The 23,767-nt window shown below is 58.5% G+C and carries 16 protein-coding genes and 1 rRNA gene; 12 read left to right on the forward strand and 5 right to left on the reverse strand.

Annotated features, from left to right (window positions below; all coding sequences use genetic code 11):
* Nucleotides 1–86, forward strand: a 5S ribosomal RNA gene (gene rrf / locus V6F91_RS24845); the annotation flags it as partial.
* Nucleotides 87–495: 409 nt separating this feature from the next.
* Here rrf and V6F91_RS24850 read toward each other — a convergent pair.
* On the reverse strand, nucleotides 496–4,632 hold the full coding sequence (locus tag V6F91_RS24850) for a CheR family methyltransferase (RefSeq protein ID WP_332769264.1): 4,137 nt from the start codon (nucleotides 4,630–4,632) through the stop codon (nucleotides 496–498).
* A 301-nt stretch (nucleotides 4,633–4,933) separates the two neighbouring features.
* Between V6F91_RS24850 and V6F91_RS24855 the strand changes: the two genes are divergently transcribed.
* The 4 genes from V6F91_RS24855 (at nucleotide 4,934) to V6F91_RS24870 (ending at nucleotide 10,122) form a co-directional block, all read left to right on the forward strand.
* Nucleotides 4,934–6,538, forward strand: coding sequence for a response regulator (locus tag V6F91_RS24855; protein ID WP_332769155.1), 1,605 nt, complete (start codon nucleotides 4,934–4,936; stop codon nucleotides 6,536–6,538).
* Nucleotides 6,535–7,227: a sensor histidine kinase gene (locus V6F91_RS24860; protein ID WP_090285375.1), complete on the forward strand. Its 693-nt coding sequence runs from the start codon at nucleotides 6,535–6,537 to the stop codon at nucleotides 7,225–7,227. Before V6F91_RS24855 ends, V6F91_RS24860 begins: the two co-directional genes overlap by 4 nt.
* Nucleotides 7,228–7,426: 199 nt before the next feature.
* A complete protein-coding gene (locus tag V6F91_RS24865; protein ID WP_332769266.1) occupies nucleotides 7,427–8,668 on the forward strand; it encodes a glutamine synthetase family protein in 1,242 nt (413 codons plus the stop codon).
* A 68-nt stretch (nucleotides 8,669–8,736) separates the two neighbouring features.
* A complete protein-coding gene (locus V6F91_RS24870) occupies nucleotides 8,737–10,122 on the forward strand; it encodes an MFS transporter (protein ID WP_090285370.1) in 1,386 nt (461 codons plus the stop codon).
* A gap of 74 nt (nucleotides 10,123–10,196) precedes the next feature.
* On the opposite strand, the gene V6F91_RS24875 is transcribed toward V6F91_RS24870, so the two are convergent.
* The 4 genes from V6F91_RS24875 to flgA all read right to left on the reverse strand — a co-directional run bounded on the left by V6F91_RS24875 (nucleotide 10,197) and on the right by flgA (nucleotide 12,797).
* Complete coding sequence (locus tag V6F91_RS24875) at nucleotides 10,197–10,943, reverse strand: flagellar brake protein (protein ID WP_332769159.1); 747 nt, start codon at nucleotides 10,941–10,943, stop codon at nucleotides 10,197–10,199.
* A gap of 88 nt (nucleotides 10,944–11,031) precedes the next feature.
* The gene (locus V6F91_RS24880; protein ID WP_332769161.1) at nucleotides 11,032–11,499 is read right to left on the reverse strand and encodes a flagella synthesis protein FlgN; all 468 of its coding nucleotides are present in this window, start codon (nucleotides 11,497–11,499) and stop codon (nucleotides 11,032–11,034) included.
* A gap of 48 nt (nucleotides 11,500–11,547) precedes the next feature.
* Entirely contained in the window at nucleotides 11,548–11,874 is a 327-nt protein-coding gene (gene flgM / locus V6F91_RS24885) for a flagellar biosynthesis anti-sigma factor FlgM (protein ID WP_090285364.1), read from the reverse strand.
* 161 nt (nucleotides 11,875–12,035) lie between these two features.
* The gene (gene flgA / locus V6F91_RS24890) at nucleotides 12,036–12,797 is read right to left on the reverse strand and encodes a flagellar basal body P-ring formation chaperone FlgA (RefSeq protein WP_332769164.1); all 762 of its coding nucleotides are present in this window, start codon (nucleotides 12,795–12,797) and stop codon (nucleotides 12,036–12,038) included.
* 82 nt (nucleotides 12,798–12,879) lie between these two features.
* On the opposite strand from flgA, the gene V6F91_RS24895 reads away from it, so the two are divergent.
* From V6F91_RS24895 to V6F91_RS24925, 7 genes are all read left to right on the forward strand, one after another.
* Nucleotides 12,880–13,812 (forward strand): chemotaxis protein CheV, encoded by a 933-nt coding sequence (locus V6F91_RS24895; RefSeq protein WP_090285360.1) that lies wholly within the window; start codon nucleotides 12,880–12,882, stop codon nucleotides 13,810–13,812.
* Nucleotides 13,813–13,858: 46 nt separating this feature from the next.
* The gene (gene cheR, locus V6F91_RS24900) at nucleotides 13,859–14,686 is read left to right on the forward strand and encodes a protein-glutamate O-methyltransferase CheR (RefSeq protein WP_016773612.1); all 828 of its coding nucleotides are present in this window, start codon (nucleotides 13,859–13,861) and stop codon (nucleotides 14,684–14,686) included.
* Nucleotides 14,687–14,989: 303 nt separating this feature from the next.
* Nucleotides 14,990–15,397: a flagellar basal body rod protein FlgB gene (gene flgB, locus V6F91_RS24905; RefSeq protein ID WP_332769167.1), complete on the forward strand. Its 408-nt coding sequence runs from the start codon at nucleotides 14,990–14,992 to the stop codon at nucleotides 15,395–15,397.
* A gap of 3 nt (nucleotides 15,398–15,400) precedes the next feature.
* A complete protein-coding gene (flgC, locus tag V6F91_RS24910) occupies nucleotides 15,401–15,844 on the forward strand; it encodes a flagellar basal body rod protein FlgC (protein WP_007937507.1) in 444 nt (147 codons plus the stop codon).
* A 15-nt stretch (nucleotides 15,845–15,859) separates the two neighbouring features.
* A complete protein-coding gene (flgD, locus tag V6F91_RS24915; protein WP_203419112.1) occupies nucleotides 15,860–16,585 on the forward strand; it encodes a flagellar hook assembly protein FlgD in 726 nt (241 codons plus the stop codon).
* Between the two features lie 31 nt (nucleotides 16,586–16,616).
* A complete protein-coding gene (flgE, locus tag V6F91_RS24920; RefSeq protein WP_332769175.1) occupies nucleotides 16,617–17,951 on the forward strand; it encodes a flagellar hook protein FlgE in 1,335 nt (444 codons plus the stop codon).
* Between the two features lie 529 nt (nucleotides 17,952–18,480).
* The gene (locus V6F91_RS24925) at nucleotides 18,481–23,619 is read left to right on the forward strand and encodes a calcium-binding protein (protein WP_332769177.1); all 5,139 of its coding nucleotides are present in this window, start codon (nucleotides 18,481–18,483) and stop codon (nucleotides 23,617–23,619) included.
* Nucleotides 23,620–23,767: the final 148 nt, after the last annotated feature.

The raw sequence follows: 23,767 nt of genomic DNA on the forward strand, positions 1-23,767 counted from the left end.
GATCCCATCCCGAACTCAGCAGTGAAACGATGCATCGCCGATGGTAGTGTGGGGTTTCCCCATGTGAGAGTAGGTCATCGTCAAGATTAAATTCCGAAACCCCAATTGCGAAAGCAGTTGGGGTTTTTTTTTGCCTGCGAGAAAGTTCTTACAGCATTCGCCGACGCCGTCCGGCTGCTACAGCCTGCCGACCCGGGAGATCGTTATCGATCAACAAGAATTCGCCGCCCCGCATCGTACCCAGGTCACCTGAGTGCAGTGGTGACTGATCCCTCGTGGTGGCCATCCGGCGTATGGAAATGAGCGAATACGAGCGCCTAAAAACTCAAGGCGTCGGATGTCCGGTCAGAATATCTGGTTGCCGAGAACGCCATGCTCGATCTGATGCGCCTGAGGCGTGTCGACCCAGGCATCTGGGCCGAGAGCAAGGCGCGCCTACAGCGGGCGATCGACCGTCGCGTGTGCCTCCAGCGCGCCTATCTGCAATGAGTACCACTAAAGCAATTGCGAGCGGCGCAGCGCGTCGATGGTTTCGATCAAGTCGTCGTAGGCCACTGGCTTGCCGAGGTGCTGGTCGAAACCCGCCTCACGAGACTTCTGCATATCGCTTTGCGTGCCATAACCGGTGAGGGCGATGGCGGGTACATTTTTCACCAAGGGTAGCTTGCGCAGCGCGCTCATCAGTTCGTAGCCGCTCATCACCGGCATGCCCAGATCGGAAATGATCAGATCAAAGCGCGTGCTTTCAGCTGCTTTCAGTGCGGTGACAGGATGGTCGAATGCAGTAACGTCCGCGTCTTCCATTTCCAGCAACATTTTCAGCGTCTCGAGCACTTCCGGTGAGTCATCCACCAACAGAATGCTCAAACCATCCAGTTTGCCGGACGCTACTTCGACTTCTTGTGGCGAGGCTTCTTCGACCACATCAATAGCCAACGGCAAACACACGGTAAAGGTGCAACCGGCACCCAGCCCCGGGGATGTCACCAGTACCGAGCCGTGTTGCGCTTCGGTCAGTTGCCTGACGAGTGACAGACCAATCCCCAGACCTTCACGCTGATGATTGGTGTGTTGTTTCTCGGCCTGTCCGAACAGATCGAACACATGTTCCAGATTTTCCGCAGCGATGCCGACGCCGTTGTCCTTGATGTCCAGACGGGCCATTTGCGCGCTACGACTGGCGATCAATTCGATTCGCCCGGTCGGTGGGGTGAATTTCAGCGCATTGTTCACCAGGTTCCAGATGATCTGCTCCACCCGCGTCGGGTCGGCATGAATGATCAGTGGATCGGTGGGCAAGTGCAGATCAACGCGCGTCGCATGCTGTTCGTTGATCACCACGGTATGGATATCACGCATTACCGCGCTCAGATCAACCCGTGTCAGTTGCAGCTTGAGCTTACCGGTGCGCACTCGCGCCACGTCGAGCAGGTCATCGATGATCCGCGCCTGACTGTTGACCGCATCGCAAATGGTGTTGACCGCTTTCGTTGCCGGCCCTGCGGTACGGATGACCGGCAGGCGCCGTAACAGCTCGGCGTTGAGCTGTATCAGGTTCAGCGGATGCTTGAGTTCATGGGACATGACGGCGAAGAACTCATCACGCAGAGACACCGTGTTGCGCGTCTGCGCCAGTTCCTGGCTTTGTTCGTCCTGCGCGCGTTTATGGCCGGTCAGGTCGCGGGCGATCTTCACATAACCTTGCAGGTAGTCGCCGCTGAGCAAGGTGACTTCGCCGCTGCAGAAGAAGCGGCTGCCATCCTTGCGCTGGTGCCAGCGTTCGTCTTCGGCGCGGCCGTGGGTGCGGGCAGTCGCCAATTCGTTCTCGGCCATGCCGGCAGCACGATCTTCGGCAGTAAAGATGAAATCGTAGAAAGCACCCTCGGCCTCGGCTTTGCTGTAGCCGAAGATCAGCTCGGCGCCTTTGTTCCAACTGGTGATCGCGCCTTGTTCGTCGAGGATGATGATCGCGTAGTCGCGGGTGCTCTCGGCCACCAGGCGCATGCGTTCTTCGCCCAGGCGCAACTCTTCTTCGGCGGCGCGGCGTTTGGTGATGTCGATGAAGGTCAGCACCGTACCGTCGATATGATCTTCGCTGGAGCGATACGGCAGCAACCGGGCGATGTACCAGCGGTTGTCGGTGCTGTTCACTTCACGCTCGATCATGTTCAGCGACTCGAACACTTGCGCGGCGTCGTCGGCGAGGTCGGCATAGTTGAGCCGATGGGTGATATCGAGCAGCGAGCGTCCGGTGTCGACCGGCAGCATGCTGAAAATATCGGTAGCGCGCGGGGTGAACCATTTGATGCGCATGCTGCGATCGACAAACACCGTGGCGATGTCGGTCGAGGCGATCAGGTTGGTCAGGTAGTCGTTGATCTTGTCGGTTTCTTCGACTTTGGTTTTCAGCTCGTAGTTGACCGTCAACAGCTCTTCGTTGATCGACTGCAGCTCTTCCTTGCTGGTTTCCAATTCTTCGGTGGCCGAGCGCAGCTCCTCGTTGATCGCCTGCATCTCTTCGTTGGACGCTTTCAGTTCTTCGCTGGAGACTTCCGACTGTTCAATGGTGTCCTGCAGGTGCAGCTTGGTGCGTTGCAGTTCGCGCTCGAGGTTTGACAGCACCTGGCTCTCGGTCTGCAACATGGTGGTGGTTGCGTGTTCGGCGGGATCGATTTCCGTCTCCTCGAAGATCACCAGCACGCATTCGCTGTCCGACTCGTCGTCTTTATACGGTTGAGCGATCAGATCGATGCGGAATTGCCGCTCTTCGCGCTTGAGGATCACTTCCCGCGAGCGCACGGTCAGGTTGCTCTGCTGCACCTGAAACAACGTGGTGCGGATCTCCAGGCGTAGCTCCGGCAGAATCAGCGTCAGCAGGTTGCGCGACAGCTCGCCGCCAACATGTCGCAGAAAGCGCCCGGCGCTTTCGCTCATGTGCAGGATATCGGCGTTGCTGTCGACAATGATGCTCGGCGGCGCCGAACGCTCGATCGCGCGTCGATGAATGTCGGCGAATGACAACTTCGGTTGTTCGCTGGTCTTCACTTCCGGCCTCGTAATGCTGCTGCGCATATAACCGCCACGCGGCATGGTTGGCGTGCGACGGCTGCTCGGCGTGCCGGTCTTGGCGCGGAAGATGCGGTTGCGCTTGTCCACCGGGGTGAACAATTCGTGGCAGGCATCGGCGCTTTCCGAAGTGCCGAGGAACAGGAAGCCACCCGGTCGCAAGGCAAAGTGGAACATCTGCAGGATCTCGCGCTGCACTTCGCGATCCAGATAGATCAGCAAATTGCGGCAAGTGATCAGATCGATCTGCGAAAACGGCGGATCGGACAACAGGCTGTGCTTGGCAAACAGAACCTTTTCACGGATTTCCTTGCGGATGCGGTAATGTTCATCGTCTTTAACGAAATAATGGCGCAGGCGTTGCGGCGGTACGTCCGTGATGATCGCTTGCGGATAAGTACCCGCGCGACCGAAGCTGATGGCGCGTTCGTCGATATCGGTGGCGAACACTTGCAGGTTGGCTTTGCTGTTTTCGACTTGCATTTGGTCGTCAAGCAGGATCGCCAGGCTGTAGGCTTCTTCACCGGTAGAGCAACCGGCGGACCAGACGCGCAATTCCTCTTTTTCCGCCGAGCTGGATACCGACTGCACCAATTGCGGCAGTACTTCGCGTTCCAGCGCTTCAAAGGCTTCGCGGTCGCGGAAGAAGTTGGTGACGCCGATCAGCATGTCGCCCAACAGTGCCTTGGCTTCGTCTGCGGTGTTTTGCAGGTAATCGTAATAGGCGCTGAGGTCGGACTGACCGGTAACCTGCATGCGCCGCTCGATGCGGCGCAGCACGGTGGCGCGCTTGTAATGCTTGAAATCGTGGCCAGTACTGGCGCGCAGATAGATCAGGATGTCGTGCAGACGCTGTTCGGCAATCGCGGCTTCCTGATCGCTGGACGGCGATTGCACTTTGATGTCGGGGTCATTGGCGCTGGGCAAGGTGATGTTCTGCGAATTGCTCCACAACTCCATCAGTTTTTGCGGCATCTCCACCACTGGCAGCACCAGGTCGACCATCCGCGTTTCGATCGCGGCACGCGGCATGCCGTCGTATTCGGCGTCCTCTGGCACTTGCGCGAGGGTGACGCCGCCCTGTTCCTTGATCCGCGACAAACCCACTGCGCCATCTGAGCCTGTGCCTGACAACACCACGCAAAACGCCCGCTCGCGATGCACATCGGCGAGATCGCGGAAGAACAGGTCGATTGCCGAATGTCGGGTGGATTGTGTGGCGGCGGCGCTCACGCGCAAATAACCATCGTTCATCGACAGCGATTGCGCAGGCGAGATGACGTACACGCTGTTCTTCTCGATCAGCACCGGCTGCGTCACCTGCAGCACCGGCATTCGCGTCGATTCCTGAATGATCTTGTCAGCGACGCTCTGATGATCCGGCGATAAATGCAGGATGATCACGAAGGCCATACCGGTGTCTTGCGGCATGTGCTCGAAAAAAAGCTTGATCGCTTGCAGGCCGCCAGCGGAGGCGCCGATGCCGACCACTGGGAAGTCCAGGTGGCTGGGGCTCAGGCCTCGGCGCTCGGGAGCAGAGGGCGAGGAGGGTGATTTCGAGGTCATGACTTCGGCCTTGAGAAGGCGACGGATGGGGTCGCGGTGGATCAAAAAACGCATGGGTAACTGCGCAGGATAATCCTGTTTCCGACTTTTTTCCTGCCGCAGTTCGAATGGCGTGCTGGTTGTTTTGTGTTGACCTCGCTCTTGACCTAAACGCACCAACAATCTTCAAGAGATTCGAGGGAGCGGCCGATAACCCGTTCGGTGACAGCAACGTCGCGCGAAATCGCTTGATAGCATTTGGCCGGCAGCTATCATCTGCGCGCCCGAAATTGCCCTCTCTTCATTTGCCTGGAAATCGTCGATGTCGTCGTATCACCAAAAAAGCTTTCTGATCGTCGATGATTTTTCGGATTTCCGCAGTTCCGTGCGTTCGATGCTGCGTGAGCTGGGTGTCAAGGATGTCGATACCGCCGACACGGGTGAACAGGCGCTGAAGATGTGCTCGCAGAAATCCTACGATTTCATTCTGCAGGATTTCCATCTCGGCGACGGCAAGAAAAACGGCCAGCAAGTGCTCGAAGACCTGATGTCGGAAAAGCTCATCAGTCACGAAGCGGTGTTCGTCATGGTCACCGCCGAGACCAGTCAGGCGATGGTGCTCAGTGCGCTGGAACACGAGCCCGATGCGTACCTGACCAAACCATTCAACCGCTCCGGCCTGGCCCAGCGCCTGGAGCGCCTGGAGCAGCGCAAAACCCTGCTCAAACCGATTCTGCAAGCCCTCGACCGTGGCAAACCGGTCGAGGTGCTCAACGCCTGCATCGCCCTGTGCAAGCAGGACATCCGCTATTCGCCGCTGTGCCTTCGCTATCGTGCCGATGCGCTACGCGACATGAATCAGAACGAAGCGCTGGAACGCCTCTATGACGGCATCATTGCCGATCGGCCGTTGCCGTGGGCGTTTGCCGGCCTGGGCAAGCTGTTGTTCAAGCGTGGCCAGGTGACACAGGCCAAAGAAATCTATGAGAAAGCCCTGAAAGTCTTCCCGATGATGCCGGCGCTGTATGACGGCATGGCCGATGTGCTGGTGGCCGAGGGCGACAGCAAAGGCGCGCAACGGGTGCTGGAAGAAGCGATTCGCCTGTCACCGTTGGCGGTGCGTCGTCAGGCCTTGCTGGGCAAATTGGCGATGGCCAACGAAGATTTCGAAACGGCCTCGCGCGCCTATCGTCAGGCCGTGTCGCAAGGCGCGCAGTCGCGCTTCAAGGACCCGGAAAGCAATCTCGGTCTGGCGCATGCGCTGATCAGCAAGGGCAGTGATCGTGGCCTCGATACGCGCACGCGACTGGAGATCAACACCACCCTCAGCGCTGTCGCCAAAGAAAACCCGAGTGACCCCGGCCTGCAGATTCGTGCGCGGCTGATGAAGGCCACCAGTCTGCTGCTCAACGACGCGGAAACCGCCGACAAACTCACCGAGCAAGCGCTGATGCGCCTTGATGGCATGGAACAGTTCATGAGCCCGGAAGCGGCGTTGCTGGTGGCCAAGCAGTTGCAGATGCTCGGTCAGGCCGAGGCGGGCACCTCGATGCTCAAGAGCTGTGCGGAAATCTACGGTGATGACCCGGCGGTGATGAAAGACATCGCCAAGCTCACCGATGATCCGACCATTCTCAGCTCCAGCAACGCCGCTGCCGACCTCAACCGTCAAGGCGTGCGGGTGTACAAGACCGGCAACCTGGTGGAAGCCCGCGAGGTGTTCCGCAAGGCGTTGAAGATGCAACCGAAGAACCTCAGCATCGCGTTGAACCTGGCCCAGTCGCTGTTGCATGGCACCGACACCAGTGTGCCGTCGGCGGAGCTGGAAGAATGTCGGGCCTGCCTGAAAATGGTCGGCCTGATGCCCGACACCGACGCGCGGTTTGCGCGTTATCAGAAGCTCAAAAGCAAGGCGTTTGGCGAATGAACCAAGACGAGCAGGCGCTGGATTTTTCCACGGTGATCGCCTCCACCGTTCACGACATGAAAAACTCCCTGGCCATGCTCATGCAGGCGCACAGCCAATGGCTGGCGCGTCTGCCGCAAGCGCAGCGCGAGGGCGCGGAGCAGGGCGTGATCGACTTCGAGTTCGCCCACCTCAACGGCATGCTTGTGCAGTTGCTCGGGCTGTACAAGCTCGGCGTCAATCAGCTGCCGCTGCAACCGGCGTACCACGAACTCGACGATTTCATCGAGGCGCAACTGGCCGCGCATCAAGAGGTGTTCGCCAGCCGTGGCATCATCGCCACCTATGAAGTCGATCCGCTGAGCCCGCTGGGTTTCTTCGATCGCGAGCTGATCGCTTCGGTGCTGAGCAACTGCATCAACAACGCCATTCGCTATGCGCGGGAGTCGTTGCTGATCACCGTCAGCGACGAGGCAGGGCAACTGGTCCTGAGCATCAACGATGACGGCGCCGGTTATCCGCGCGAGATGCTCGAGCGTCAGGCCGATTACGTGCAAGGCATCAATCACAGCAGCGGCAGTACCGGGCTCGGCCTGTACTTTGCCAATCGCATCGCGGCGCTGCATCAGCGCAACGGTGTGGAAGGGCGCACGGAAATCAGTAACGGCGGGCCGCTCGGCGGCGGGGTGTTCAGCCTGTATCTGCCATAACAATGGTTTTTGCTGACGCTGCTTGATATTCCGAACAGCCGGAGCCTATTTTGTACGGGTCGCCGTTCGCGGCTCGCACAATAACAAGGATTGCGTCATGACAACCGATGGCCAGCGCTCACTCGCACAGCGACTGACGGGCATTGATGAGATTGAATGTGTAACGCCGGATCTGAATGGCGTGCCGCGGGGCAAAGTGATGACCGCCGAGGGTTTCCTCGAAGGGCGGCGTCTGCAGTTGGCGCGAGGTGTGCTGCTGCAATGCATCATGGGCGGTTATCCACCGGCGCGGTTTTACGGCAGCGACGACGGCGACCTCGCCCTCGTCGCCGAACCGACCCAGATCCATCGCCTGCCCTGGAGTGACGAGCCGCGCGCCCTGGCGATTTGCGACGCTGACGAGCTGAGCGGCGAAAGCTCGCCGCTGTCGACCCGCGGTCTGCTCAAACGTGTCATCGCTCGGTACGCCGCGCGCGGATTGGCGCCGGTGGTGGCGACCGAGCTGGAGTTTTTTGTCTTCGCGCCCAACCCCGATCCGACCCAAGCGTTTCGCCCGCCCGTCGGGCTCGACGGTCGTCGCGAAGATGGCCAGTCAGCGTTCAGCGTCAGCTCCACTAACGGATTGCGACCGTTCTTCAGCGAAGTCTATAAATGCATGGCCGCGCTGGGCTTGCCGCGCGACACCTTCATGCACGAAATGGGCGTCAGCCAGTTCGAGATCAATCTGCTGCACGGCGATCCGTTGCTGCTGGCCGACCAGACATTCCTGTTCAAGCATCTGCTCAAAGAAGTCGCGCTCAAGCACGGTCTGACCGTGGTGTGCATGGCCAAGCCGCTGGCGCATACGCCGGGTAGCTCGATGCACATTCACCAGAGCGTGGTCGAAATCGGCAGCGGCAGGAACGTCTTCAGTGACGCCAGCGGCGAGGCGACTGCGATGTTCCGCCATTTCATCGGCGGCCAGCAGGCAGCCATGGCGGACTTCACCGCACTGTTTGCGCCCAACGTGAATTCCTATCAGCGCCTCTGCCATCCCTATGCGTCGCCGAACAATGCCTGCTGGTCCCATGATAACCGTGCGGCCGGGCTGCGCATTCCGGCCAGTTCACCGGTCGCTCGTCGGGTCGAAAACCGCTTGCCGGGCGCCGATGCGAATCCGTATCTGGCGCTTGCCGCCAGTCTGGCCGCGGGTTTGCATGGCATCGAGCAGGAACTCGAGCCCAGCGAGGCGATTCAGGGCGAGTTTGCCGTGCCGGACAATCTTGCGTTGCCGTGTACCTTGCATGCCGCTCTCGAACGTCTGAAGCGTAGCCACTTGGCCAGGGAACTGTTCGGAGCCGAGTTCATCGAAGGCTACATCGCTTCGAAGACCCTGGAGTTGACCAGCTTCTTCGATGAAATCACCCCCTGGGAACGGCGTGTTCTAGCAGCCCAGGCCTGACGTACTGTCGCCATCGGGCTAGCGCTTGTTAGCCCGAAATCTACTGCAAGGAGCCGCTCGGAACGCCGATGCGCCAAATCTGGAAATCCTTTCGAGCGCTGTATTTCGCCTCGCTGATGATGTTGATCGGCTCGGGCCTTCTCTCTACCTATCTGGCCTTGCGTCTGGCCGCGGACAACGTTGACGGCCTGTGGGTCGGTGCGCTGATGGCCGCCAACTATTTTGGTCTGGTACTGGGCGGCAAGATCGGTCACCGGCTGATCGCGCGGGTCGGGCACATTCGCGCTTATTCGGCGTGTGCCGGGATCGTCGGTGCGGCGGTGCTGGGTCATGGTCTGGTCGATTGGCTGCCGGCGTGGCTGGTGCTGCGGACGATCGTCGGCCTCGGCATGATGTGCCAGTACATGGTGATCGAGAGCTGGCTCAACGAGCAGGCGGACGCCAATCAGCGCGGCCTGGTATTCAGCGGTTATATGATCGCGTCGTATCTGGGGCTGGTGCTCGGGCAGTTGATTCTGGTCATGCATCCGGGCCTGGGGCTGGAGCTGCTGATGCTGGTCGCGCTGTGCTTTGCGCTGTGTCTGGTGCCGGTGGCGCTGACCCGGCGGATTCACCCGGCCCCGCTGCATCCGGCACCGATGGAGCCACGCTTCTTTATCAAGCGCGTGCCGCAATCGTTGAGCACGGTGCTCGGCGCCGGTCTGATCATCGGTTCGTTTTACGGTCTGGCGCCGTTGTATGCCTCGCAGCAAGGGCTGTCGACCGAGCAGGTCGGTCTGTTCATGGGTAGCTGCATTTTTGCCGGTTTGCTGGTGCAATGGCCGCTCGGCTGGTTGTCCGATCGCTACGACCGGGCGCTGCTGATTCGCTGCTTCGCCGGGTTTCTGGCAGTCGCGGCGCTGCCGTTGGCGGTGTTGCCGCAGGTGCCGCTGGAAGTGCTGTTTGTGGTGGGGTTCCTGTGTTCGCTGGTGCAGTTCTGTCTGTATCCGCTGGCCGTGGCGTTTTCCAACGACCATGTCGAGGGCGATCGACGGGTGTCGCTGACGGCGATGCTGCTGGTGACCTACGGTGTGGGCGCGAGCATCGGGCCGCTGCTGGCCGGCGTGCTGATGAAGTTTCTTGGCAGCCAGAGTCTGTATGCGTTTTTCAGCTTCTTTGCCCTGGTGCTGGTATGGCGGATTCGGCCGAAAGCCGTGACCAATCTGCATCAGGTCGATGATGCGCCGCTGCATCACGTTGCCATGCCGGACAGCATGTCTAGTTCACCGTTGGTGGCGGCGCTCGACCCTCGGGTCGACGAGCAAGTGGTGCAGGAGCAGATGGTTCAGGACCCGGCGCCGTCCAGTCCAGAGCCTGAACCCGAGCCTGCCGAGCCGCAGCCAGCCACGGCCGAAGATGATGTGAGCAGCGCAGATGACAAGCCTGCGCCGGATATCAGTGGCGCGCGGCCCTGAATCGAAGACAAACACTCGCGCATGAAAAAGGGCAGTCCCGTGAGGGGCTGCCCTTTTTTGTGGGTCGCTACGGCTCAGAGATCGTCTTTATCAAACCGCCGCGCTTCACGTTGAAGCTGATAAACGAAACGCTCGACGTTGCGTGCGGCCGGTCCGCTGATGTTGTGAAAGCGCAGGCCGGCGAAGGTGATGTTGAGCTTTTCTTCGAAGTGCAGGTAGCGCAGCTCGACGGCGGTCGGCTGGTTGCCGAACAGCGGCGGGGCGATCAGGCGGTCGTAGACCTGGCCCAGTTGCAGGCGGTCGGTGATGTCGCCTTCGAAACGAAACTTGCAACCGGTCGCGGAGATATCCAGGAGCTTGCCATGGATCGGCGACTTGAGTTTTTCGCCACCCAGTTCAACGCTGACCAGATCGGTCAGTTTCAGCGCGGCACGGAAGGCGTTGCGGCGCTGGTGGTAAACCACTTCGGTCGGCAGCTCGCCGGTGTAGAAGCGGTCGCCGGCGGATTCTTCGATGTTCAGCGTGCCGTTGCATTCCCAGGCGATGCGTACGCCGTCATGGAAACCTTCCACCTTGAACGGCTCGCCGGCGAGCAGGAAGCGTTCGCCATCGCGCGGGATCATTTCGTCCAGAGCGATCGAGGCGCTGTCGCGGTCGACTTTGATCAGGTAGCTCTGAAAACGCTGGCTGCGCTCGTGGAAGGTGATGATCAGCGGATCGTGGCTGTCCTGCAGCTGGCGCAGGTTGCTGGAGATTTCCAGTGGCGTGGTGAGCACCTTAGGGGGCTGCGGAGCATCATCCGCGCTGAGGGCGTTGGACACGGTTTATCAATCTCCAGACAAAATATGACGACTAGCCAGCATTTTGCCAGCATGTTCCGCGGGTTGATAGAGCTGGCGCATCAACGGCTCATGCCTGGCTGAGCGGACGCGGTTTGGCGGGCTTGGCAAAGGTGCCGCTGGCGTCGTACAACGCTGGTGGTTCGCCGCCGGTGAGGATTTTCAGCTGATTGGCCGTGGTGGCCTGCTGAATGCGGATCGACTGGCCATTCTTGACGTTGGCCGCCTGGCATTGCGCGATCAGATCGGTCAGGGCATCGCCCTGACGCAACAACTGCTCGCCAATGCTCGATTGCGCGGCCAGTTGTTGCAGGCCATTGCGATCGGTCGGCAGATTGAGGCTGGCGAGGATTTCGCTGCGCTTGCGGCCATGCTGTTCCAGCAGAATGATCAACGCCTGCTTGCGCGCCAGAATTTCTTCCAGCAGCGGCATATCGCGACCGTGCAACGCGAGGGATTCGGTTTGCAGCAACTCCAGCAATTCTTGCGCTGGAGCAAAGTCGTCGTCGATCAGTTGCAATAAAGTAGTGTCGTGCATGGCTGGCCTTGGGGTTTAAGCGTCCAAAAGCCTGGCGCCGGCAAAAGCCTAGCGCTGGGCTTCGAAGTTGAGCAGTTTGCTGGCTACACGGTTGCTGTCGACTTTATAGCTGCCATCGGCAATCGCGGCTTTCAACTCGGCCACACGGGCTTTGTCGACAGCAGGCTGATCGCGCAGCTTGTCAGTGACCTTCTGCAACTGTTGAGCCTCATTGCTGAGGTGTACCGACTCCCCGCTTTTGGCGGCATTGGCTTGTTCGGCCTGGGTATTCAGCGGCGCGGAGGGGCTGTTTTCAGCGCTTTCCTTGGCGTTGCTGGTACGTGTGCTGCCTGTCAGTGACGAGGAACTGTTCAAACGGCTGAAATCGATGACCATGATAAAAACCTCTGGGAATTTGGACGCTTGCCATGTTTTCGGCTATCCCCTGAAAAACTTTAGGCACATTTTTCCAATGCGCCGGGCTGCATCGCGGCATGTCCTGCTGCGACACAGTTTAGGGAAGCTGGGAGGTCCGCGCCAGTTTTCTCACAGGGCGTTTACATGGCCACTTCCACTTGTCCCGGCGCGGTGACCTGCGCCTTGATCACCCGTTGTGAATTGAGGTTTTTTACCCGGATCTGTTCTTTCAGACCGCCATTGGCCAGGGCTTCGCCCGGCATGCGCACGGCCAGTGTCCCGCTGCGTGCAGTGATGACCACTTGATCACCCTTGCGAATGACTTCCGCCTGTTCCAGATGGACCTGGGTGATGACCTGATCGGCGACCGTTGGTCGGGTCAATTTCTGCCCGATCGCTTCGTCCACCGAAGTCAAAAAGCCTTGGTTGATCTGGCTGACGTCGCGCTCGCGCAAGGTCACGTCCTGCGGTTCGATAATGCCGGCGCGTTTGAGCGCTCGGGTGCTCGTCACAATCTCGCGAAACAGCCGGACTTGAGCGGGTACGAACACCGTCCAGGGCGATGCGCCCTCGCAGCGAACCTTCACCGTGACCCGGCCCAAAGGGCGTGCCGGACTCTCCAGCGTCGCTGTCAATTCCTTGTCGCACATCGGCATGCGCATGCGTGGGTCGAGCTGGTTGACTTCGATTTCATAACGGCCTTCGGTTTGACTGCTCGTCAGATAGTCTTCTACGGTGAACTCAAGAAAGCCCTGAGTGACGCCGATAAGCATGTCAGGCAAGGTAACCGCATCAGCATTGGCAGGACTGCCAAAGAACAAGCAGCCAATGGCGCACGCACTGGCAAGCACTCTGCGAAGAGGCGCTGTCAGGTGTCGGGAAAATGTCGTTTGAATGTTCATACGGGTTAAAAAGCAAGCGCCGTGCCGTTTAGCAATGAATGTGCGTCGCAACAACACTTGGCGTTGATGTAGGAGTCTGGGCATGGCGGGTGTAATGGATTCGGTGAACCAGCGCACGCAACTGGTAGGGCAGAATCGCCTGGAGCTGTTGTTGTTCCGTCTCGACGGCCAACAGCTCTACGGCATCAACGTGTTCAAGGTACGGGAAGTGTTGCAATGCCCGTCGCTGACGTTGATGCCCAAGTCCAGTCCTGTGGTGTGCGGGGTGGCAAATATTCGCGGGGCGACCATTCCGATCCTCGATCTGGCAATGGCGACCGGTTCCGGAGCGTTGAAAGACAAGAACAGTCCGTTCGTGATCATCACGGAGTACAACACCAAGACCCAGGGTTTCCTGGTCCGCTCGGTGGAGCGCATCGTCAACATGAACTGGGAAGAGATCCATCCACCGCCCAAGGGCACCGGTCGCGATCACTACCTGACGGCTGTGACGCGGGTGGACAATCAGTTAGTCGAAATCATCGACGTCGAAAAAGTGCTGGCTGAAGTCGCACCGACGCCGGAAGCGATTTCGGTGGGCGTGGTCGATGTCGAGACCCAGACCAAGGCGTTGTCGCTGCGGGTGTTGACGGTCGATGACTCGTCGGTGGCGCGCAAGCAGGTGACCCGTTGCCTGCAGACGATCGGCGTCGAAGTGGTGGCGCTGAATGACGGCAAGCAGGCGCTGGATTACCTGCGCAAGCTGGTCGACGAAGGCAAGAAGCCGGAAGAAGAGTTCCTGATGATGATTTCCGACATCGAGATGCCGGAGATGGACGGGTACACCCTGACGGCGGAAATCCGCGGCGACGCACGCATGCAAAAGCTCCATATCATCCTGCATACTTCGTTGTCGGGGGTATTCAATCAGGCGATGGTGAAGAAAGTCGGCGCCGACGACTTCCTGGCCAAATTCCGTCCTGATGACCTGGCATCCCGGGTAGTCGACCGGATCAAAGCAGCAGATATCAGCTAGGGACCTACTGTCCCTGGTGATCAACACGATTTAAGAGGCGGCACCATTGTCTACGGGTAATTTGGATTTCGAACAGTTCCGGGTCTTCCTGGAAAAGGCCTGTGGCATTTTGCTCGGTGAAAACAAGCAGTATCTGGTCTCCAGCCGTCTCAACAAACTGATGGAGCAGCAAGGCATCAAGTCCCTGGGTGAGCTGGTGCAGCGCATCCAGACCCAGCCGCGCAGCGGTTTGCGCGAGCAGGTGGTCGATGCCATGACGACCAACGAAACCCTGTGGTTTCGCGACACCTATCCGTTTGAAGTGTTGAAGAACAAGGTACTGCCGGAAGCGATCAAGGCCAGCCCCAACCAGCGCTTGCGCATCTGGTCGGCGGCCTGCTCGTCGGGTCAGGAGCCGTACTCGCTGTCGATGTCGATCGACGAGTTCGAGCGTAGCAACCTCGGCCAGTTGAAGATGGGCGTGCAGATCGTCGCCACCGATCTGTCGGGCCTGATGCTCAACAACTGCAAGACCGGCGAGTACGACAGCCTGGCCATCGGCCGCGGTTTGTCGCCGGAGCGCCTGCAGCGCTACTTCGACCCGAAAGGGCCGGGGCGCTGGGTGGTCAAGGCACCGATCAAGAGCCGGGTGGAGTTTCGCTCGTTCAACCTGCTCGACAGTTATGCCGCGCTGGGCAAGTTCGACATCGTGTTCTGCCGCAACGTACTGATCTACTTCTCTGCCGAAGTGAAGAAGGACATCCTGTTGCGCATTCACAGCACGTTGAAGCCGGGCGGGTATCTGTTCCTTGGCGCTTCCGAAGCGCTGAACGGTTTGCCGGACCATTACCAGATGGTTCAGTGCAGTCCGGGGATCATTTACAAGGCCAAGTGATTGCCGCGGCAATACCAAAAAACGGGAGCCCTCATGGGGCTGCCGTTTTTTTGTGCCTGCCGTAATTGTTCCTGACACCAATAACCCTGTGGGAGCGAGCCTGCTCGCTCCCACAAGTGTGTAGTTGCTTAAGAGGCAACCAAGCGGCAGAAAAGCGGCATCTGGCGGAAGGCGGTTGCCGCTTTTCTGGCATTGCCGCTTTGCCGATCGCCCGCAAAGCCACGGAAACCGGGAGTTTTTCAATCTGGCACGACGCTTGCTAAAGCTCAGTTACGAAAAACCGGTCACCTGAAGGTTCCCGACATGAGCATCAGCTTCGACAAAGCGCTCGGCATTCACGAAAAGGCTCTGGGCTTCCGCGCCCAGCGTGCCGAAGTGCTGGCTAACAACATCGCCAACGCCGATACCCCGAACTACAAGGCGCGGGATCTGGACTTCTCGAAAGTACTCGAAGCTCAGACCCAGAAAAACGCCAACGGCACCATCGCGCTGAACAAGACCAACAGCCGTCACATCGAGGCTGAAGGTCTGGGCAATGGCGACGAGTCGCTGATGTATCGCACGCCGATGCAACCTTCGATCGACCAGAACACCGTGGACGCTCAACTGGAACAGTCCAACTACGCGGAAAACGCCGTCGGCTTCCAGGCCAGCTTCACCCTGCTCAACAGCAAATTCAAAGGGCTGGTGTCAGCCCTGCGCGGAGAGTAATCCATGTCCCTGTCCAGCGTTTTCAACATTGCCGGCAGCGGCATGAGCGCCCAGACCACGCGTCTGAACACCGTGGCGTCGAACATTGCCAACGCCGAGACCGTTTCGTCGAGCATCGACCAGACCTACCGCGCCCGTCACCCGGTGTTCGCTACCATGTTCCAGGGCGGCCAGAGCGGCGGCAGCGATTCGCTGTTTCAGAATCAGGATGCAGCAGGCCAAGGCGTGCAGGTGCTCGGTGTGGTCGAAGACCAGAGCAACCTCGAAGCGCGTTACGAGCCCAACCATCCAGCGGCCGACGCCAAGGGCTACGTCTACTACCCGAACGTCAACGTGGTGGAAGAGATGGCTGACATGATTTCCGCGAGCCGTTCGTTCCAGACCAACGCCGAAATGATGAACACCGCCAAAACCATGATGCAGAAGGTGCTGACCCTCGGTCAGTAATAAGGGGCGACTGCCATGAGCGTTACCGATACCACCAGCTCCCTGAGCATGAATGACATCCTGGCGAACTCGTCGAAAAAGACCAGTTCGACCACCGATGGCATTGCTTCGGCGACCAACAGCAGCACCGGCGGACAAGCGCTGGGCAAGGATGCGTTCCTGCAGTTGCTGGTGACCCAGCTGAAAAACCAGAACCCGCTCGACCCGCAGGACAACAGTGCATTCGTTGCGCAGTTGGCGCAGTTCAGCAGTCTTGAAGGCATCACCACGCTGAACTCCACCGTGAGTGGCCTGGCCGGCAACTACAACTCGTCGCAGGCGCTGCAAGCCTCGTCGCTGGTTGGCCGTAACGTGATCGTGCAGACCAACACCGCACAGCTCGATGACCCGAGCAAAGGCCTGACCGGTTCGGTCACCGTGCCTTCGTCGATTGCCGGTGGCACCGTGACCATCACCGACAAGGACGGCAAAACCGTTCGCACCATCGATCTGGGCAGCCGCGCCGCCGGCGACGCGAGTTTCACCTGGGATGGCAAGGACACCGCAGGCACCGTGGTGCCGGTTGGCACTTACACCTTCAAGGCCAACGCACCGATCAACGGCACCGCGACGGACCTGGCGACTTACCTGCCAGCGACCGTCAACAGCGTGACGATCAGCCAGACCGGCGGCGAGCTGATGCTCAACCTGGCCGGCAAGGGCACCGTTGCCCTGTCCAAAGTTCAAACCATTGGTATATAGAGCCGACTAACCCGGCATAAAGGAGTGGAATATGTCTTTCAATATCGGCCTTAGCGGTCTCTATGCAGCCAACAAGCAACTGGACGTGACCGGCAACAACATCGCCAACGTCGCCACCGCCGGTTTCAAATCCTCGCGCGCAGAATTCGAAGACGTCTATTCGTCGACTCGTCTGGGCAGCGGCAGCAAAGTCATCGGTAACGGCGTGCGCCTGGCCAACGTTTCCCAGCAGTTCACCCAGGGCGATATCAACAACACCGGCAACGTGTTGGACATGGGTATCAACGGTTCCGGTTTCTTCACCATGAGCAACAACGGTTCGGTGTCCTACACCCGTGCCGGTACCTTCAAGGTCGACAATGCCGGTTACATCACCAACACCGACTACACCTCGCGTCTGCAGGGTTACGGTGTGGATGCCAACGGCAAGATCATCAACGGCGTGTTGACCGATCTGAAGATCGACACCTCGAACCTGGCACCGAAGTCGACTTCGGCGGTGACTTCCAGCATCAACCTGAATTCGTCCGCCACTAAAATCATCGACACGGGCGCCACCCCCGTGGTGTTCGACCCGTCCAAGCCTGAGACCTATACCAAATCGTTCAGCACCCCGATCTATGACACGCAGGGCAACTCGCATGTTATGGATCAGTATGTAGTGAAGACTGGTGATAACGTCTGGAAGGTGTACACCCTGGTTGATGGCCGTAACCCGGATGCGACCGGTAGCGATCCGACCAAGACTCCACCAGTGGCTTCGACACTGACGTTCGACAGTTCCGGCAAGTTGCTTCAGGTCAGTACGCCTAATCCGGCAGACCCGACCAATCCAATTATCAGCAGTGACCTGACCCTGAAGAACTGGGTGCCAGGCACCGTGACCAACGGTAATTTCACGCCTAATGGCGCTTCGGCTAACCCGAATGGCGTGACCATTTCGATGGCCAAGACCACTCAGTACAACGCTGATACTTCGCGCACGATTCCGACTCAGGATGGTTACGCCACCGGCCAGATCACCAACCTGACGATCGATGGCACCGGTACGCTGTTCGCCAACTTCAGCAACAATCAGAGCAAGGCGATTGGTCAGGTTGCACTGGCCAGTTTCACCAACGAACAGGGCCTGCAGGCTGTCGGTGGCACTAGCTGGAAAGAGACTTTCGCTTCGGGTATTCCAGGCTACGACGCACCGAAAACCGGTACGTTGGGTGAGGTGGTGTCCAACTCGCTGGAAGAGTCGAACGTTAACCTGACCAATGAGCTGGTTGATCTGATCAAGGGTCAGAGCAACTATCAGGCGAACGCCAAGACCATTTCGACGCAGAGCACGATTATGCAGACCATTATTCAGATGACCTGATTTATCTATTGGCTCTGCATCACTAAAAACCGACGTCCTGAGGCGTCGGTTTTTTTGTGCGCGGTAACACGCTGCGCATCAATTTTTTTACCGTTCGTCGTCTGGGATGGTGTGGAAATTGCTGCATCTGCGGACTAAGCGCAGCCACCGTCAAACTTTCGACCGGTGTGGGTCACGGTGTGGCAGTAGGCTGCGCCGATATGGAAGTCATCAAAAGCTCTACGGATGGAGTACCTGTGAACAATCTCAAAGCTGTCCGTGCGCCGATCCAGGTGCTGCAACTGACAAGCCATACCCCCGCCGAGCAGGCAGAGTCGGTGATTCCTTCCTGCGTTATCAGATTTCTTTCCCTATCGGGCTGGTCGCCGGTGTCGCGTGTGCGCACCGTTGTTCGCCGCACCGCATCGAAGGCGCTGTCTTGCCTGCTCAACACAACACGTAACAATGCCCAGTGCATGCTCAGAGAGGGACGACCCCGGAGTGCCTGGCGTCTTAGCGCAGTTTCCGACACACACACAAGGAAGATGTAATGGCAGTTATATATGGCACCAACGCTGCGGATACCCTGGTGGGTACCGCTGGTGATGATCAGATTCGGGGCTATGCCGGGGATGACGTGTTGAATGGCGGCGCCGGTAACGATGTATTGATGGGTGGGGAAGGAGCCGACCAGATCAACGGCGGCGCGGGAGTTGATACAGCCAGTTATGAGGATGTGACCAATGTCATTTCGGTAACGCTGAATCTCAAGACAGGTGTGCACACCGGCGCCGCCAAAGGCGATACGTTCACCGATATCGAAGTGTTTCGGGGTACGAACTGGGCGGACACTTTTGTCAGTGGTTCCGGAGCCGACACCTTTGACGGTCTTCAGGGAAATGACACGCTTAGCTACTCAACATCTGACCAGGCTATCAATATTTTTTCCTCTGTCGGGGCTACCGGCACGGGTACCGGTGGGGACGCCCAAGGCGATTCATTCACCAATGTTGAAACCATTGTCGGTTCGGCATTCAACGATACTTTCACCCTCACCGGCGGTGGGCTGACGCTTAACGGCGGGGCCGGCAACGACGTTTACATAATAAATGGCAATACCAACGCCAGCATCATCGAAGCAGCAGGCGGCGGTGACGATGAAGTTCGCACCACGCAAAACACTGCTTATCTGGCGGTAAACGTCGAGCGTCTGACCTTTACCGGCACGGGTAACTTCAAAGGCGTTGGCAACGCCGGCGACAATTTCATCACCGGAGGGGCGGGTGACGATGTCTTGACTGGTGGCGCAGGTGCCGACCAATTGTCGGGGGGGGCCGGTTTCGATATCGCAAGTTATGAAGAAGTGGTCAATGGCGTTCCCGTGACACTGAACCTCAAGACCGGGGTCAACGCAGGCATTGCGCTGGGCGACAGTTACTTCGGCATCGAACTCTACAAAGGTACGAATTACGGCGATACCTTTGTCAGTGGCGCGGCAGCCGATAGCTTCGACGGTCTGCAGGGCGCGGATACGCTCAGCTATTCGACGTCGGATCAGGCCATCAACATTCTGTCCTCCGTTGGCGGTGCAGGTACCGGTAGTGGCGGAGATGCACAGGGGGACTCGTTCACCAATGTTGAAACCATTGTCGGTTCAGCGTTCAACGATACCTTCACCCTCACCGGCGGTGGACTGACACTTAACGGCGGAGCGGGTAACGACGTTTACATAATCAGCGGCAACACTAACGCTGGCATCATTGAAGCGGCAGGCGGCGGCGATGATGAGGTGCGCACCACACAAAACACCGCCTATCTGGCGGCAAATGTCGAACGCCTGACTTTTACGGGAGCCGGGAGCTTCAAGGGCACCGGCAACGCTGGTGACAACATCATTACGGGCGGCACGGGTGACGACGTATTGATCGGGGGGGCAGGTGCAGATCAATTGAATGGTGGAGCCGGCTTCGATACCGCCAGTTATGAAGATGTTGTTAATGGCGTCGGTGTGACGCTCAATCTCAAGACCGGCAGTAATACCGGCATTGCCTTGGGAGACAGCTACTCCGGTATCGAACTCTACAAGGGAACGAACTACACAGACACATTTGTCAGCGGCGCGGCTGCCGATGCCTTCGAAGGACTTCAGGGTAGCGACACCCTGGACTATTCGACCTCTACCGAGGCCATCAACATTCTTTCGTCCGTTGCTGGAGCCGGTACCGGCTCTGGCGGTGATGCCCAGGGTGACTCGTTCACCAATGTCGAAACCATCATCGGCACGGTATTCAACGATACATTCACCCTCACCGGTGGTGGACTGGTGCTCAACGGCGGTGCGGGCGACGATGTTTACGTTTTCAACAACAATGCCAACGGCGCCATCATTGAAACCGTTGGCGGTGGTATCGACCAACTCTTCACCAATAACGTCGACATGACGCTGGCTGCCAACGTTGAACGGCTCACTTACACCGGTACCAGCAACTTCACTGGGCGGGGCAATGCTGGTGATAACGTTATTACCGGCGGCAGCGGCAACGATGTGTTGATCGGCGGAGCAGGGGCAGATCAGCTTGTCGGCGGCGCCGGTATGGACACTGCCAGCTACGAAGATGAGAGGACCGGTGCTGGTGTGACCCTCAATCTGAAGACCGGCGTGCACACGGGCATGGCTCAGGGAGATACTTTCGAGAGCGTCGAGGCAATCCGGGGTTCGGCCTACGGCGATACTTTCTTCGCCGGTACTGGAGCCGACACACTGGATGGCGCGGGCGGTCTGGACAAGCTGGATTACGCGGACTCGTCCCAGGCCATCAGCCTTTCCATTGCCAACGGTGCCGGCACTGGCTCGGGTGGCGACGCGCAAGGCGACCAGTTCAGCAATATGGAGTGGATTGGTGGCTCGGCCTATGCAGACCGGTTCTCAGCGACTGCTGGAACAATTACCGTCAGTGGCGGGGCGGGCGACGACGTTTACGTCGTCGATGCCACCGGGGTGATCAACGCCATCGAAGTTGCGGGAGGGGGGAATGATGAGATACGTACCAGTCAGGCCAGTGGTGTGCTGGGTGCGGAAATCGAACGATTGACCTATACCGGCAGCGGCAACTTCACCGGGCGGGGCAATGCTAGTGACAACGTCATCACCGGCGGTGCGGGTAACGATGTGCTCATGGGGGGAGCGGGCGCTGACCAGTTCATCGGCGGGAGTGGTTTAGACACTGTCAGCTATGAGGATGACCCCACTAAAGCAGGGGTAACCGTCGACCTGAAGAACGGCGTTCATACAGGGATAGCCGCCGGTGATACCTTCTTCGGCATTGAAGCTTTCCGCGGTTCAGCGAATGGCGATACGTTTGTCGCCAGTCTTGCGGTCGATACCCTTGATGGCGCTGGCGGCATCGACAAACTGGATTACTCCAGTTCCGCCCAAGCCATCACCCTGTCCGTTACCAATGGCGGCGGCGTCGGAGTGGGCGGCGATGCTCAGGGTGATGTGTTCAGCAACTTCGAGAACATCATCGGTACAGCTCAGGATGATCAGTTCACCCTCGCGGCGGGCTCGATGACGTTCGCCGGGGGGGCAGGTAACGATGTCTACATCGTTAACGGCACAGGCGCGTTGACTGTCATCGAGACCGTCGACGGTGGCTATGATGAAGTGCGCACCAGCCAGGCCAGCGCTACGTTAAGCGCTGGCGTAGAGCGCCTGACCTATACCGGAACAGGGATAGGCAGCTTCACGGGCCGGGGTAACGCCAGTGATAACGTCATCACTGGCGGTGGCGGCAATGACGTACTCATGGGCGGTGGCGGTGCCGATCAATTGATCGGCGGTGCCGGGAATGACACTGTCAGTTACGAGGACGATTACAGTGGCGCCGGCGTGACGCTGAACTTCAAAACCGGCGTACACACCGGGATTGCCGCCGGGGACACCTTTTCCGGAATCGAGACGTTCAGGGGCTCGTCTTCCAACGACACCTTCGTTGCAAGTACTCAGGCCGATGTGTTTGACGGCGCGGGCGGCACCGCTGACAAGCTGGACTATTCCGGCTCTGCCCAAGCTGTTGTCGTGACGGTCGCCAACAATGCGGGATCAGGGGTTGGCGGTGATGCACAAGGCGATGTGTTCAGCAATTTCGAGAACATTGTCGGGACTGCTCTGAGCGATCAGTTCACAGTCACTGCCGGTACGATGACCTTTAGCGGCGGACTGGGCAATGACATCTACTTTGCCACGGGCACCGGTTCGGTTCTGGTTACTGAGCTGGCGGGAGAGGGTGACGATGAGGTACGCACCAATCAAGTCAGTTACACCTTGAACGCCGAAGTGGAACGGTTGAGTTATACGGGAACGAGCAACTTTACCGGTCACGGCAATGCAGGCGACAACATCATCACCGGAGGGGCAGGCAATGACGTCCTGTTTGGTGGGTTAGGGGCGGATCAACTGATTGGCGGTGCAGGCTTCGACATTGCCAGTTATGCCGATGGCGGCATGGCGATTGTCAGCACCAAAACTGGCGTTGCCAATGGAGGCTCGGCAGCAGGGGATACCTACAGCAGTATTGAGCAGATAAACGGCTCCAATGCTGGCGATATTTTCATCGGCGGCGCGGGTGCAGATCGCTTCGATGGCGGTGCCGGTGTCGACTTCCTCAGCTTTGCCTATGAAACCGAAGGTGTCACCTTCAATCTCGGCGCTCCGCCTTTGACGGGTGTGGGAGCAGGTGACGTGTATACCTCAATCGAGGCTTTCCTGGGTTCCAACTATGCGGACACCTTTACCGGCAGCACTGCAGCAGCTGAAAGCTTCGTGGGTGGAGGCGGTGCAGATGTGCTGTTCGGCGTCGGACGCGGCGATGCGGCCTGGTATGTCAACAGTTCGGCAGCCGTACAGGTCAACCTGTTGACCGGTGCAGGCATCGGAGGTGATGCCGAGGGGGATGTGTTGAGCAACATCGACAACCTGGTCGGTTCTGCATTCAGCGATACGCTGACGGGTAACGCGCTAGCTAACATGATCGAAGGCGGAGACGGAAACGACATTATTGACGGTGGTGACGGCAACGACATTCTGTACGGCAATAGCTTCACCATTACGGGGGCGTTAACTGGCCAGCCTGCTTCCGACAACCAGGCAGACATCATTCATGGTGGCAACGGTAACGACTACATTGCAGGTTTCGTATTTGATGCAGGATCGCTTTACTACGGTGACGGCGGTAATGATCGGATTACTGTCGTGTCCGCGATTGCAGACGGTGGCGACGGCGATGACGAGTTGATAGCCATCGGCAATGGTTATGAACTACATGGCGGTGCAGGAAATGACAAACTCTATCTGAGCGCTTCAGGTGATGGCTATGGTGGTGAAGGTAGCGATCAGTATTTCGTCGCCTCGAAAACCATGGTGGCGATTCTCGATGAAGGGGTTACCGGTACTGACACTGTTACCCTGAGGAATATTCAGACTTTCAATGATGTTGTACTCAAATCGAATGATTTGGGGGTCTACATTTTCAACCGCGCCGATGTCGAAAGTGGCAATCTCAACTCCGGTGTCTTCCTCAAAGACTGGAATGCCGGCGCCAACACCATTGAGAAGTTCTACACCAACAACGGTGAGTCTTTCACTATTCCTGTCGTAGGGCAGGCAATGACGGAGTCATTCGCAGTTTGACGAAGGCGTTGTAACCCAGATAACGGTGAAGCCTGAACTCAGGTTTCGCCGTTTTTTTCGGCTTCGATATTTGTTACGGATAAAGAAAACCCCCGACAAACCAGAAGTCTGTCGGGGGTTTTTCTTTTGTCTGGAAGTCTCAGGCGCC

Origin of the sequence: Pseudomonas koreensis, from assembly GCF_036668835.1 — a bacterium.
In the GTDB taxonomy this organism is placed as follows: domain Bacteria; phylum Pseudomonadota; class Gammaproteobacteria; order Pseudomonadales; family Pseudomonadaceae; genus Aquipseudomonas; species Aquipseudomonas koreensis_I.

What these genes read in the sequence shown, in the direction of transcription:
- V6F91_RS24850 (WP_332769264.1), bottom strand. Translation starts at nt 4,632, where the DNA reads ATGACCTCGAAATCACCCTCCTCGCCCTCTGCTCCCGAGCGCCGAGGC.
- V6F91_RS24855 (WP_332769155.1), top strand. Translation starts at nt 4,934, where the DNA reads ATGTCGTCGTATCACCAAAAAAGCTTTCTGATCGTCGATGATTTTTCG.
- V6F91_RS24860 (WP_090285375.1), top strand. Translation starts at nt 6,535, where the DNA reads ATGAACCAAGACGAGCAGGCGCTGGATTTTTCCACGGTGATCGCCTCC.
- V6F91_RS24865 (WP_332769266.1), top strand. Translation starts at nt 7,427, where the DNA reads ATGACCGCCGAGGGTTTCCTCGAAGGGCGGCGTCTGCAGTTGGCGCGA.
- V6F91_RS24870 (WP_090285370.1), top strand. Translation starts at nt 8,737, where the DNA reads ATGCGCCAAATCTGGAAATCCTTTCGAGCGCTGTATTTCGCCTCGCTG.
- V6F91_RS24880 (WP_332769161.1), bottom strand. Translation starts at nt 11,499, where the DNA reads ATGCACGACACTACTTTATTGCAACTGATCGACGACGACTTTGCTCCA.
- flgM (WP_090285364.1), bottom strand. Translation starts at nt 11,874, where the DNA reads ATGGTCATCGATTTCAGCCGTTTGAACAGTTCCTCGTCACTGACAGGC.
- flgA (WP_332769164.1), bottom strand. Translation starts at nt 12,797, where the DNA reads ATGAACATTCAAACGACATTTTCCCGACACCTGACAGCGCCTCTTCGC.
- V6F91_RS24895 (WP_090285360.1), top strand. Translation starts at nt 12,880, where the DNA reads ATGGCGGGTGTAATGGATTCGGTGAACCAGCGCACGCAACTGGTAGGG.
- flgB (WP_332769167.1), top strand. Translation starts at nt 14,990, where the DNA reads ATGAGCATCAGCTTCGACAAAGCGCTCGGCATTCACGAAAAGGCTCTG.
- flgC (WP_007937507.1), top strand. Translation starts at nt 15,401, where the DNA reads ATGTCCCTGTCCAGCGTTTTCAACATTGCCGGCAGCGGCATGAGCGCC.
- flgD (WP_203419112.1), top strand. Translation starts at nt 15,860, where the DNA reads ATGAGCGTTACCGATACCACCAGCTCCCTGAGCATGAATGACATCCTG.
- flgE (WP_332769175.1), top strand. Translation starts at nt 16,617, where the DNA reads ATGTCTTTCAATATCGGCCTTAGCGGTCTCTATGCAGCCAACAAGCAA.
- V6F91_RS24925 (WP_332769177.1), top strand. Translation starts at nt 18,481, where the DNA reads ATGGCAGTTATATATGGCACCAACGCTGCGGATACCCTGGTGGGTACC.